The sequence below is a fragment of the Bacillus sp. 22483 genome, from assembly GCF_052044605.1.
GTDB lineage: Bacteria > Bacillota > Bacilli > Bacillales > Bacillaceae > Bacillus > Bacillus altitudinis.
Genome location: NZ_JBQENU010000016.1, coordinates 63,590 through 75,570 on the forward strand (window position 1 = coordinate 63,590; position 11,981 = coordinate 75,570).

Consider the following 11,981-nt stretch of genomic DNA (forward strand, 5'->3'; position numbering starts at 1 on the left):
CTCCTTCAAAAATTATTTTGTTAACCCTCTTTGTTTCAGGGCATCTTTTTGCAATTGACCTTTATAGGTCACATAATTATTTTTAAACCAAGCGATCACGGCAGTGACCATAGTGAAAATTGTGGAACCTGCCACATATAGTGCCTCTCCTGCGGTTTGCACTTGCTCCTCGCTAATCGGCAGCACTGTTTGTCCAAACATGACAAGCGTTTGGTTGATAAGCGCAATAAAAAGAAGCACTGTGCGAATCACAGTGCCTTTGTCGAATGTTTTCATGATGTTTCCCTCCTATTTTAAATTCCGTTCAATTTTATCGAGCTTGTCGATCACGACGTCATACTTCTCACTAAACTTTGCTAACACATCATTTTGCGCCTCGATTTGCTCATTGAGTTTGTTTTCTCGTTCTTTTGTAGTGTTGAGAACATAAAACAGAATCCAGCAAAAAAGAACGGCGAATGGGCCTTGTGTCATTAAGTTTTGAACGACATCTACTTCCATTTGAATCACCTTCTTTCCGGCAAAAAAATAAAGCCATTAGGCTTTGTACATTTCTCCAGTTATATTTTGATAGTCTTCTGCCGAGATCCAGCCAATGCTTACATAAAATGCAATGTCCTCTGGGCCGTAACACTGCCAGTCCCAGAATTGTTTGATATCCGCTACAGTTGGAAACATCATTCTGAAGCACCTGCTTTTTGCATAGCTAATAGCTGCGTTAATTGTTTTGATAACAAAGCATTTTGTTTCTTTAAAAGTTCTATATCACTTGGCGGGAGAGGGGCCGGTTTTAAGCTGTCTATATACTCTTGGGTCGCTGATTCATACCATTGTTGTTTTTTTACATCAAATGCTGCTTTATAGAAGGATGGATTATTAGGTGGAGCAATTGTTGTACATTGATCTGGCACTACATAATTTCCTTCGTCATCCACCTGAGACACTTCTATAGGTTTGACCAATTCGTATCGATGATTGTATTCATAGACTTGTATCATACTATCACTTCCTTAATTTAATGGGATGACCGTGTCTAAATAGTAGCCAGTTACCGCACTATCATTTGCTGATAATAAACCAGTTAACTTTAGCTCTCCTGTTTTGTATATAAGTAATTTACTATGACCCGTTGTACCTGATACGGGAACTGATACTACTAGTCCTTTATCTGGTAAGCCTGTAATTGGAATACTTCCACAGATAACTTCTCTATTTGCTTTTAGGTGACCTCTCAACAATAATAAATTTCCCCATCTAGTATATTCAACTGGTCTTTCTCCAATAGAAGAACCATTACCTAAGGTTACATTTAGCCACTTAACATTTTCAAAATCAGCATCAGTCACTAGTTTTTTCCACCCTTTAAAAACACCATCAGTATGGACTGTTCCGAACCAATGAGTGTTGTCGTAACTTCTGCAGACATGAATGGTCTTTCTACCATTTACAGTTTCTAAGATATCGATATTAAACCAAGAAGAATCATTATCGACAGGCATATTTACAATATTAGATCCTACAGCAAAGTAAAAGCCGGATGGCAGCGTTAAAATATCAGTTCCTATTGACATTGAAAGTCTTAATCCCTTTGAATTTAATAGGTTATGGTCATTGAGACGTTTCCAACCGCTCCACTCTTGTTGTGTACCCGTTACATCAGTTGTTGAACGATTAATATAGACATCTCCTGTATTGTTTGCACCGATGACCCATCCATAGGTATTTTCACTAAAAACAGACAAAGCCCTCATTGAACTTCTTGTCGGAAGATCTGGATGTGCTTCATGAATGTACCATGAATGAACTCCAGGCAATTTTATCAGCTTATCTAAAATACTAGGATCCTCCGCATTAATTCTTTCAAAAGCTTTTCCATCGTCAGCAGTAATTTTAGATAATTGTCCTGCATCCCATTTATTTTTTTCGTTTTGAGTAGGCATTTGCAGCCAATTGATCGCAATGTCATTCACATGATAGTAAAAACAAAATGCATTACCTGAAGTGTCGATTGCGATTCCTACACCGATATTATTTTGACCTACTAGCTGCAAGCCTCTTAATGCAGCATTTCCTATAGCTGGAGAATCGACTACTCCAGAACCACCTGGCGCATAAAATGAGCAAGCCCCTAGCGCTTTAATTCCCTCGTAGATACTGCCACCAGCAGGGATATTAATCAATTGGGACCCGTTATCATTTGTCAGTTTATATAGCTGTGATTCATTCCATTTTTTCTTTTCTGAACCAGATACGTGAGGAATTGGATCTCCCTTATGAAGGTTGAATTGTTCTAGTAGTTCCTGATCATTTTCAATCAAAATTTTCACTAAATCGTTAAAGAGATCTGCATGAGCTTTATCACTCGTCTTAAAAGGTTGAGGTGTTTTTATGATTGTTTCTCCTTTCAAAAAAACTATATTATTTAAGCGATATTATGATAACAGCAGCTAGTTCACTTCGTTCTAAATCGGAAACCAAACGTGATAAATTCATTAGGATTCAGATCATTAGAACAATATTGGACACAAACTTTTCCATCTGTCCCGATTGATGTCCTATGAATTTGTGGTGTACTACTCTTACCTATGCTTGACGCTACTCCAATAAAGTGAGTCGATTGTATTGGTCTAAATCCTTCTTTTAAGGTAAAAGCAACAGAGTCAAAACCAACCTTACCACCGGTAATTGACCCAATAATTTCAACCACACCTAATGCATCTTTACTATATTGCACGGTGTGGGGAATACCATCGACAGAATTATATATTTTCCAACCATTATCGAGCTGCGGAAGTTCTACCTTGTTCCACTTCACCTCATCATCCGCATCAGTCAGTAATCTACGCCAGCCCTGCCAGCCTAAATTTAAATCAAGATAGTTCGTAAAGACGTTATTGCGATAATCTACAGCAATCACCCATCCAAACGTCCCCTTGTTATTACTGTCCGCAGATGTAAAGTGATAAAAACCGCGTGCAGATAAAGCTGAAGGATTGTCCTGTACACCAGCTGGAGAATAAAATGTGCCAAATGCCTTTCCCGCCTGTGTAATTTTATCGAGTAAACTCTCTGTAGTTCCTACAGATACACGTACGCCACCCGTGTCATTTGTAATTTTAATTAATTGGCTGCCATTCCATTTATTTAAATCTGATAAATTTGGTAGAGGTGTCCACGTAATCGTAGTGTGACCAGAATTGTAGTAAAAACTATATGCATTCCCCGCTATGTCTACTGCAAAGCCTGCTCCTATATTATTTTGGCCAACTATTTGCATACCTCTTAGTGATATATTTGACGGTGATGGAGAATCTTCGACTCCAGAAGCTGCATAAAATGTACATGTCCCTTTATCCTTAATCGCATCAAATATTTTTGAATCAGCAGAGACATTGATAAGCTGCATACCGTTATCTGCTGTTATTTTATAAATTTGTGATTCATTCCACTTTTTCTTTTCCACATCTGAGGAATGTAAATTGACATCACTTTTATGAGTTAAAAGTTGCTCAAGTAGCCCCTGATCATTCTCAAGTAAAACCTTTACCATGTCATTGAATAAATCAGCATGGGCTTTGTCGCTAACTTCAAATGACTTTGGTTTTTTTATCTCCATTTCGATCTACTCCTTCTTTTAGAAAGTTTGGGTCAATTTCTTTTAATTGCTCTAAAGTCAGTATGTGCTGGTGATATCCCTCTTTCATCTCTTCCATTGAACAATCCCCTAATTCAATGGCTTGTTTGACCAACTCAGGTGTCACCCATTGAAAATATAATGCCATGACCCAATAATTCATGTTTCACTCCCTCCTTTAATGAAGAGGATCTCATTTTTCAGCGCTTTTAGTTCGTTTGTTAGAAGATCACATTGGTGCTCAAGTTGTTTTCTCATCAGCTTTTCTTTGGCTACTTCTTGTGCTAGATAATCTAGTGGAAGAGGTGGTTGATACCTCGGGTTGGCTTGGGATTCCTCCCACCATTTTTTCAATTCTTCTGCCGTTGGCTTTGGCACATTTAAATGCCACTCGTTTATATACGAACCGTCACCATCATTTCTTAGTTCAAAATCTTTTTGGGGGTCCGCTTCGGGGTATTTATACTTAATGGCTTCATATAAAATCATCAGAATCCTCCTACACTCTCGGGAAATTTCGTCCGCCTATTTCCGTAATATCGAAATAGTTGTACCAACCTGAATTATCAGATACATAACGACTAACGTCTCCGTCATACCCTACATATAGGTACATTTCTAAATAGTCCCCCTTATTAGCCGGTACATTTGCAGCACCATAAAGTCCCATACTAAAGCTCAACGTATCAGATGGGCTTACCGGACTTTGCCTTTGTTGTGCAATATTTTTATATCTTTTTCCATTCAAATAGATCGATAATTCAAAGTTCGCGTATCGTTGAAAGCTTTCAATATAAACACCTGCATTTACTAAATACATTCCATTTTCAGGGCAGATGAAGCGATTATTATTGATATCAAAATTGTTATGACTATCTTTTATTTTTCGATTAAAAAGGACTTTTTGGTACTCTCCCTTGGTTAACAGCTGCTTACCAGTTGTACCAATATTCGTATGAAGAAAACCAGATATTTTGTGCCACTCGGTCCAACCAGAGGCAATATACCACTGTCTAAACCAAATACCTGTACTAGTAAAATAACTACCTGCTTCATTACCATTGCCATAATAATATTGTACAAAACGATACTCGTTTATTTTTTCGTTCTTCACAAAACCATATCTTGTAGGGTATCCAGTATCATTCGATTCAGTAATAGCCATCAACGTAATGCCAATCGGATATTCCTCACCGCTGACTGATGCATCTTGAATGGCTTGATCGCCTGTTAAAATGAACAAGCTTTCATTTGTGATTCCTTCTAATTGTTTACTGAGCGCATTATCATTCTCCACAAGTGTGTTGACCATCCGGTTAAATAAGTTGGCATGGGCTTTGTCAGAGGTTTCAAACGGTAAAGGTGATTTTATGTCCACTTCTTTTCCCCTCCATTAATAAATATCATCAATCTCAAAAACAAATTCGATGTCGCCGTCTTTTTGTTTGTCTGTCATGGTGCGGATGGCGGTGAATTTGCCGGCCTCGTCGACAAGGGCTAGTTCATTGATGACTTCGCCTGCGAGTTCTCCTTCAGCGATGGTGCAGGTGTAGCGGATTTTTGCCGGTTCCATGAAGGTAAATGAATCAATATTTTTTTGAATCAGTTCTTTTTTGAGTGCTTGTTCGGTTCCGTCAAGAGAGATCGGTTTTCCATCCTTTGTTCCTCCATTTCCGAATGCCATTTTGACGACTTTTGTGAGTTTTGTTCCTTCTGCTCGTGCCTTTGCCATTTGTTGACGTGCATATAGTGTGGTTACGGTTAATTGATCAGCCATTGTGATCCTCCTTATAGGTCTATTTTTTTAGAAGTTGCTGCTAGCATTTTTGTTCCATCAAGCGGAATGGATCCATCGAGAATCCAATAATGCTCCTTGATCAGTAAACTGCCGCCTTGTTCATTTTGAACATGTACCGGTAAGCGGAACGTCATCCTCTTTTTCGTTTGATGTGAAAGCTGGTTCTTTGCGCGCAAAGTCAGCGTAGCTGCTTGCTTCGTTTCATGCGATGCTCCAGTCATGACATAATTCAGACGATATGCTGTTTCTTTCTCTTGTTGAAGCGGCATTCTCATCTTTAATGAATGCCGAAAGCGAGCAGGGACCTCCGTAATACCTCGTATCCCGCTAAGATAGAACGTTCCATTTAATACGAATTCACCATTGAGTAAAATTGGAATATGATCGAAAAAGCCCACTCTGCTTCGCAGTGTGAGCCGCTGGTGATGATCATTTGTTTCATGAACATCGGTATGATGAATGGCGGTGAACGTATACGCCAAATGTGCTGGCTTTAACGTTTCGAGTATTTCGACGATATATCTTGTGTTTTGCAGGTCATCCAGGTTGACACGCAATGCAAAATGATAACGATTGGTTGTAAGTCGGATGATCGCACTCGGATTTTTAAGAAATCGATTCACAGATTTCTCTAATGAAAGATACGTAATTGGTGGAATGTTCGACATCATATTAAGTAATCGCGCTCTGCGCAGCTCAATCGAATCATCTGACTCTCGCTGCACCTTGAGCATTCTTTCCCATCGATTCAATCCCCACGTCGCTGTTAAAGGGAAGAACTGATCCGTTACATCAAAAATGGATTCGTCCAATTGTTCAAACTCTGGTGCCTCTGTTTTTAGTAAATGATCCACATCATAAATCTCTGCGAAATAAGGCGGCAAGTAGTTTTTCATTTCATCAAGTTTGCTCAATAACCTTCACCTGCCTCAGACGTGGTATCTCAATGTCCTGTAATACTAAGTTTTTTGACTCCCCATTCAATAAGACGTTTGCATAATCAGACACACTCTCTGAATGGTACAAAATATCATTTAAGGCGGACATTCGAATCGTACTTTTTTCAAATGCGATTGATTTTAACAGTGCTTTGACCTTTTCTTCTATTTCTTTTTGCGCACCCTCAAGTGTCCAGTCCATCTGAAGTTCGACGGACACTTCTACGTCAATATCCAGCCACTTGGCGCTTTCCACGGTTGCTTTTGAACCAATAGGAGCTTGCCCTTCTCCTTCTCCCGGTACAGGATCGATATACTCCTGGACCCTTTTGACAAGAAGCTCAGATGCTACATCTAGATTGCCATCTGTGATGACAATTTTGACCGTTCCCTCTCCATTCCATAGCGGGAATACTTTCGCTCTGCCGACACCAACCACTTCCTCGGCCCACTTTTTGTAATGTGCTCTGTTGGCACTGACAGCCTCTCGCCTTGCGCGTATTAAATACCGATCGTATAATGACGCATCATCTTCTTCCTCTTGCCCTGGTATCACCAATTCCTTCATGATCATCGACTCTAGACCTGGAATTGTATCAAGCGATAGCAGCGGCTGACCTGTTAATTGCCCATTGCCGGCTGTACCTGTTGTCTCGCATTCAAGTGTACCGTCCTTTGAAAATTGAAAATAAACATCTTCAATAAAGAATCTTGATCCTGCTGGAATGTTTACGTTCTCTGGTTGAATGGTTACGGACCACACCGCTGTAGTGGCTGGCTTTCGTTCAATCCCCACTTCTGCTGCTCGTCGATCTAAAAATTCCCCCTGTGCTGTATCAGCAAAGACAAGCTCAAATACTTGATCAAGCCAAATATACGACTGAGCCAGTTCAGCAGCAGCAGGTGCCAAGGCATTCCAAATGACGCTGTTTTCTCTTTTATCTATGTCATCTGGCAGCCTGTCCAGCATTCTTTCCATCAACGCCTCATACGTTTGCTCCTCAAACATCTCCCTCCATCACCTCCTCTATTTCTAATGTGCCTTCATCTGTGACAATGGCTAGTTTGACTTGAAAGGCATCATTTTGCTTCGTGACCTCTATCTCTTCAATATGATCAATCCGCTCATCAACGACCAATGCTTCTTCTAGCAATCTTGGAATCTCCATTTCTTTGTATTCATCTGTTGCTTCTGTATCGGTCAATAGCTCCTGAATTTCAGTACCAATGTCGTGACTGTAAATGGGGTGTGCATAGCGCTCTGTTCTCAATGTCATATAAATAAATTGTCGGATCGCTTCAATGCCTGTAACGGCTTCATTTGTCAGCCTACCATTTTCAAAATCTATGCGATACGTCGTCGAGGTTTCTACCTCTTCGTCTTCTTCTGTTTCCTCGATTTCTTCCTCTGGTGAAAGTGCCACATTCATCACCTCCCTTACAATTTGTCGATGATGTAAAAGGACTGCCCTCCTGCCATTGCAAGTACCATAATGCTGTCTCCCCTTTTCAACTCATCATCCTCACCCTTATTTAAGCGTTTAGGCCAAATAAGCAGTTCTTCTGGAATGATCAGCTTACTATTTTCATTTAATCGGATGTGAAGAGGCGAAGCCATTGTGACCTCTCCAATCACCAGATCAATTGGAGAAGCTGCATCTACTGCATTGACAGCGAGTCGTTTAATTGCTTCACTTAATCTCATGCTTGATCACCCTTTGGCATGGAATTTTTCTCAACGACGTCAATTGTCATGGTGTGCTTCACTCCATTGAATTCATGCTTGTCTTGATCGATCCAGTAGGTTTTTTTGATGTTGATTTCAGGGATTTTCAAATAGATTGGCAGACCGCTTTGCAGTTCAGGGATTCCGAGTGCTTGTATGCTTTTCACTTCTTGTTTGACGCCTTTTTTTTCAGCTAGGCGTACTTTCGCTCTTTTTTGAAGCTGCGGCTGGTTGATTTGACCTGTGACCGTCTCCACATGCTGTAAAATGCCGTACTGACTCTGACCCGCTTTGTCCTGTTCGATCACCACAATATCTGATTTGCTACCTTTTTTCTTATTCTTCCCCTGTTCGTCTACAGACGTGCGCATCTTCACACGTGTTGCTGTCTCTTCAATGGAGGTGCTGTACTGATAACCGATGAGGTTGACGCCTGATTCAATGACCCACACGTCCTCTGGATCGGGCCAAGCTCTCAGTCCCATCTTGCCTTTAGCAGAATAAATTTGATAATTTCTACCGGTTTGCCGCTTCGTTTCTTTCAATGCTTTTAAAATGATGTCATATAAACTCGTGTCATTTTTAAAAACGAGAGACTTCATGACATGTCCTGTATTTGCGATGGATGTCATAGGAATTTGAAAGTCTGCCCCGATCCGCCTCAAAATTTGATCTGCCCGTTGATTTGAAAAAACATATACATCTTGGTTTTTCACTAAATATTGGAGCATATCGTATGCGGTAAAGGTCAGCTTTCCTTCAACAGGCGTCCTAGAAAACACGATGCCTCTGAACAGCTCTTTTCCTTTCCATTTAAAAAGAACCGTGTCTCCTTCTGAGACACGGTAATATGTTTGACTGCCTTGCTTTGTGATAATATTCGCCTGAATAGAGCGAGGGGCCTGATACCTTTGCCCCTGAAGTGTCACACTCTCTGTGACAAGCTCATACATCGTGCCGCTTCTGATGGCAAAAAGCTCAATCAATGTCAGCCCCCCTATTGTGGTATTTTCAATTTTTGCCCTGGAAAAATCCAATGTCCCGGCTGTTTAATATTCCGTTTACTTCGTTTGATCATCGCTGCTTTATTGGCATTCCAAATACGCCGCCATTTTGTACTATCGCCATAAAAACGGCCTGAAATGGCCCAAAGAGTATCTCCTTTTTTGACAGTGTACAATTTTGGTGGTGTTTTTGAGGGTCTTTTCTTTTTGGTTTGTTTCGCTTTTTTCTTTCGTTTGATTTTCCTAGGCGATGCGGTTTTATATTCCTTTAACTCGATCGTAAATTCACGATCACCTATGTCATAAGACCCTTCCTTGTGTGTGAAGCTCTCAATGCTGCACGTCATATTGATTTTAGTCCCTGTCACAATTAGTCGCACAGACTTCTTTGAACGCATCATTCGTTCAATTTTCGCTATTGCATTCTCTGGTGATGGAATGCTTTTATATTCAGCAATTGGCGAATATTTCTTAGGAAATAATGAGGTGAATGATACTTGTTTAGCCGATGGTACATCAATAAAAGTCAGTTCTCCAAAGGAGGAGACCTTCACTGTTTCATTTTGTACATTATTTGTGATCTCAAGTTCGGATGGAAGCACAGGGAATCGCAACTTCTCCTTGCCTTGGGAAATCCACAATTGATACACTGATTTACCCATCGATCACGACCCCTTTCGTTCCTGTCTGAAGCTCTACTTCCAATTCGTCTACAAGCATTTGTCTAATTTTTTCGACAAGCGATTGCTGATCCTGTCCATTATGGAAATGCTGATCACCATTGAACTGGATGGTGATTTGTTTATTGCCTGACGTTGTTGCAGTCCCAGCTGACTGTGCTGAGGTGACTTGCTGCATCTGTGATTCTGGTAAAGGAGCAGATGCATTTGATGGATCATAGACTTGCATCCCAAGTGCCTTTGCTGCCTGCGTCAATAAATATCTCCCGCGAATGCCTCTTTCTTCTGGAATAATCCATTCGCGTTTGTTTCCTTCACCGACTCTAGCTACCTGCTCCTGAGTAATCAGACCGCCATTGGCGTAGCCTTTATAAGGACCGCCTCTTCTCATACTCCGTAATCCCGGTGTATTGAAGACTGTTCCATATCTGCCCTTAATGTAGTTAATGGCTGCTACGGCATTATGAATTGGGTTCCAAATATCATTCATGCCCTTGCCTTTATTGGAATGGAAGGTCGGTCCAATGGTTTGCATTAACCCTTTAGAAGGCGTTCCCTTCTTGGCGTTGGAATCCCACAAGTTGATGGCTTTCGGGTTACCATTTGATTCGTGCTGAGCGATTGTCATAAGACCTGGAAGCCAGCTCATCGATGTGCCAGTCGCCATCAGAGCTGCCATGAGCCATTGCTGAACACTAAGACCTGAAGCACCCATACCGCTGAACGCTCCGATTAATGAACCCGCTTGATTTTCAGCAAACTTTTTCACATCAACTGAATCGAGCCCTTTGACGACACCGATCGATGCGAATTTCCCTAGACTCATCATGACACGCGAAGGAGAATGAATGTCTAGTTCTTCTCTAAACGCCTGTTCCACTTTCTTCGCCATTTCTTTGGCAGCTTGTGTGACTTCACTTGCTTTTGAACGCATGCCGCTATTGAAGGCGTCGATCATTCCTGAACCCCATCCTGGTGATTCTTGTTTGGCTTGCAGGAATGGTTGTTTGACGTGTTGGTCTACATATTGGCTTGTGCCAATTGATGTGGCATTTTGACCTGTTGCAAAGCCACTAACAGTTCCAGAACCCCAAGTTGGTGATGCTGTCATCACTTGTTGGTATGGTGCTTTTACACGACTTTGCAAAAAGCTGTCAGTTCCTGTTGGTGTCATTTGCTGGCCAGTAGCAAATGCCGATACCGTTTGTTGTCCGTACTTTCCTGAATCTGATGTCATTTGATTAAATGGCTGCTGAATGTTTTTTTGCTTCCATTGATCAAGTGAAACGACCTTTTGATTCAGCCCTTGTTCAAAATCATGATTAAATTGCTCGCCTATGCTGGCAGCTTGGATGTTTCCATTCATTGAAACCGTTCCACCAATTGAACCAGAAAAAGCATTTGGAGCTGCTGGAGCATTAGGCGTTATTGGAGCTGGAGAGCTAGAAACTGGACTTGCTGCTCCGCTGCTGCTTGGCACAACAGACATTCCAAGATGAGAAGCAGCCTGTGCAAGCAGCATCTTCCCGCGTCCCCGGTTATTTTGAGTTGGAATGACAAATTCGTTACCTGCTTCACCAATCCATGATAAGGTAGGTTGAGTGATATAGCCGCCTGTGGCTTTTTTATCAGGATCTCCAAATAAATGTTTTACTACAAAATTAATGCCATCGCCCGCTTTGTCAAAAATCTTTTTAACCCAGTTAAATGCTTTAGAAAAACCATCACTTATGGCACCTGCCACTTTTACGATCGGTGTCTGAATATTATCCTTAAACCATTTGGATAATCCATTCCATATATCTGTCACCACTTTATACGCTTCTTCAAACTTCTTACCAATGCTATCTTTGATGGTTCCAACCGTTTCTACAAGCGGATTCCATACATTGTTCATAAACCAAGAGGATACTGCTCCAAAAATTGATTGAATGGTTTTCCACGCATTTGATAATGCTGTCCAAATCCCAGTAGCGACTGTAACAACTGTGCTGCTTAGCGGTGTCCAGACGTTTTCGATAAACCAGCCTGCTACTGCACTGAATGTTTCTTGTATCCACGTCCAGGCATTGACTAGACTTGTCCAAATCGTGGTTGCTACCGTAACGACTGTGTCGCTTAGCGGTGTCCAGACGTTTTCGATAAACCAGCCTGCTACTGCACTGAATGTTTCTTGTATCCATGTCCAGGCATTGACTAGA

At 41.1% G+C, this 11,981-nt stretch carries 17 protein-coding genes; all 17 read right to left on the reverse strand.

The features are described from left to right. Positions 1–12: 12 nt before the first annotated feature. Complete coding sequence (locus tag ACTJJQ_RS18005; protein WP_019743388.1) at positions 13–276, reverse strand: phage holin; 264 nt, start codon at positions 274–276, stop codon at positions 13–15. 12 nt (positions 277–288) lie between these two features. After that, entirely contained in the window at positions 289–501 is a 213-nt protein-coding gene (locus ACTJJQ_RS18010) for a BhlA/UviB family holin-like peptide (protein WP_017367922.1), read from the reverse strand. Between the two features lie 36 nt (positions 502–537). Further along, on the reverse strand, positions 538–681 hold the full coding sequence (locus ACTJJQ_RS18015) for an XkdX family protein (RefSeq protein ID WP_038475352.1): 144 nt from the start codon (positions 679–681) through the stop codon (positions 538–540). Then, positions 678–998, reverse strand: a complete 321-nt coding sequence (locus ACTJJQ_RS18020) for a hypothetical protein (protein WP_025207861.1) — start codon at positions 996–998, stop codon at positions 678–680. Before ACTJJQ_RS18020 ends, ACTJJQ_RS18015 begins: the two co-directional genes overlap by 4 nt. Positions 999–1,010: 12 nt before the next feature. Then, complete coding sequence (locus ACTJJQ_RS18025; protein ID WP_242730981.1) at positions 1,011–2,408, reverse strand: hypothetical protein; 1,398 nt, start codon at positions 2,406–2,408, stop codon at positions 1,011–1,013. Between the two features lie 44 nt (positions 2,409–2,452). After that, the gene (locus ACTJJQ_RS18030; RefSeq protein ID WP_440600474.1) at positions 2,453–3,616 is read right to left on the reverse strand and encodes a pyocin knob domain-containing protein; all 1,164 of its coding nucleotides are present in this window, start codon (positions 3,614–3,616) and stop codon (positions 2,453–2,455) included. Next, on the reverse strand, positions 3,588–3,797 hold the full coding sequence (locus ACTJJQ_RS18035; protein ID WP_072368326.1) for a phage portal protein: 210 nt from the start codon (positions 3,795–3,797) through the stop codon (positions 3,588–3,590). The genes ACTJJQ_RS18030 and ACTJJQ_RS18035 overlap by 29 nt, the downstream gene beginning before the upstream one ends. Next, positions 3,794–4,123: an XkdW family protein gene (locus tag ACTJJQ_RS18040; protein WP_335364744.1), complete on the reverse strand. Its 330-nt coding sequence runs from the start codon at positions 4,121–4,123 to the stop codon at positions 3,794–3,796. Before ACTJJQ_RS18040 ends, ACTJJQ_RS18035 begins: the two co-directional genes overlap by 4 nt. Positions 4,124–4,133: 10 nt before the next feature. Beyond that, positions 4,134–5,012: a hypothetical protein gene (locus ACTJJQ_RS18045; protein ID WP_335364745.1), complete on the reverse strand. Its 879-nt coding sequence runs from the start codon at positions 5,010–5,012 to the stop codon at positions 4,134–4,136. Between the two features lie 15 nt (positions 5,013–5,027). Beyond that, positions 5,028–5,411, reverse strand: a complete 384-nt coding sequence (locus ACTJJQ_RS18050) for a phage tail-collar fiber domain-containing protein (RefSeq protein WP_017359000.1) — start codon at positions 5,409–5,411, stop codon at positions 5,028–5,030. A gap of 11 nt (positions 5,412–5,422) precedes the next feature. After that, positions 5,423–6,346: a YmfQ family protein gene (locus ACTJJQ_RS18055; protein WP_440600475.1), complete on the reverse strand. Its 924-nt coding sequence runs from the start codon at positions 6,344–6,346 to the stop codon at positions 5,423–5,425. Further along, a complete protein-coding gene (locus ACTJJQ_RS18060) occupies positions 6,333–7,379 on the reverse strand; it encodes a baseplate J/gp47 family protein (RefSeq protein WP_057079155.1) in 1,047 nt (348 codons plus the stop codon). Before ACTJJQ_RS18060 ends, ACTJJQ_RS18055 begins: the two co-directional genes overlap by 14 nt. Beyond that, positions 7,372–7,794, reverse strand: coding sequence for a DUF2634 domain-containing protein (locus ACTJJQ_RS18065; protein ID WP_342473511.1), 423 nt, complete (start codon positions 7,792–7,794; stop codon positions 7,372–7,374). The genes ACTJJQ_RS18060 and ACTJJQ_RS18065 overlap by 8 nt, the downstream gene beginning before the upstream one ends. Positions 7,795–7,808: 14 nt before the next feature. After that, positions 7,809–8,075, reverse strand: coding sequence for a DUF2577 family protein (locus tag ACTJJQ_RS18070; RefSeq protein WP_017358996.1), 267 nt, complete (start codon positions 8,073–8,075; stop codon positions 7,809–7,811). Continuing rightward, complete coding sequence (locus tag ACTJJQ_RS18075) at positions 8,072–9,082, reverse strand: XkdQ/YqbQ family protein (protein WP_017367933.1); 1,011 nt, start codon at positions 9,080–9,082, stop codon at positions 8,072–8,074. The genes ACTJJQ_RS18070 and ACTJJQ_RS18075 overlap by 4 nt, the downstream gene beginning before the upstream one ends. An 11-nt stretch (positions 9,083–9,093) precedes the next feature. Further along, positions 9,094–9,762: a LysM peptidoglycan-binding domain-containing protein gene (locus ACTJJQ_RS18080; RefSeq protein WP_007500584.1), complete on the reverse strand. Its 669-nt coding sequence runs from the start codon at positions 9,760–9,762 to the stop codon at positions 9,094–9,096. Then, positions 9,755–11,981, reverse strand: a 2,227-nt coding sequence (locus tag ACTJJQ_RS18085) for a transglycosylase SLT domain-containing protein (protein ID WP_440600476.1), incomplete at its 5' end; no start/stop codon positions are given. The genes ACTJJQ_RS18085 and ACTJJQ_RS18080, both read right to left, overlap by 8 nt.

Bases quoted from the DNA above. Each gene is read 5' to 3' on its own strand.
- ACTJJQ_RS18010 (WP_017367922.1), bottom strand. From the start codon at position 501: ATGGAAGTAGATGTCGTTCAAAACTTAATGACACAAGGCCCATTCGCC.
- ACTJJQ_RS18035 (WP_072368326.1), bottom strand. From the start codon at position 3,797: ATGAATTATTGGGTCATGGCATTATATTTTCAATGGGTGACACCTGAG.
- ACTJJQ_RS18060 (WP_057079155.1), bottom strand. From the start codon at position 7,379: ATGTTTGAGGAGCAAACGTATGAGGCGTTGATGGAAAGAATGCTGGAC.
- ACTJJQ_RS18080 (WP_007500584.1), bottom strand. From the start codon at position 9,762: ATGGGTAAATCAGTGTATCAATTGTGGATTTCCCAAGGCAAGGAGAAG.
- ACTJJQ_RS18005 (WP_019743388.1), bottom strand. From the start codon at position 276: ATGAAAACATTCGACAAAGGCACTGTGATTCGCACAGTGCTTCTTTTT.
- ACTJJQ_RS18015 (WP_038475352.1), bottom strand. From the start codon at position 681: ATGATGTTTCCAACTGTAGCGGATATCAAACAATTCTGGGACTGGCAG.
- ACTJJQ_RS18030 (WP_440600474.1), bottom strand. From the start codon at position 3,616: ATGGAGATAAAAAAACCAAAGTCATTTGAAGTTAGCGACAAAGCCCAT.
- ACTJJQ_RS18050 (WP_017359000.1), bottom strand. From the start codon at position 5,411: ATGGCTGATCAATTAACCGTAACCACACTATATGCACGTCAACAAATG.
- ACTJJQ_RS18070 (WP_017358996.1), bottom strand. From the start codon at position 8,075: ATGAGATTAAGTGAAGCAATTAAACGACTCGCTGTCAATGCAGTAGAT.
- ACTJJQ_RS18020 (WP_025207861.1), bottom strand. From the start codon at position 998: ATGATACAAGTCTATGAATACAATCATCGATACGAATTGGTCAAACCT.
- ACTJJQ_RS18040 (WP_335364744.1), bottom strand. From the start codon at position 4,123: ATGATTTTATATGAAGCCATTAAGTATAAATACCCCGAAGCGGACCCC.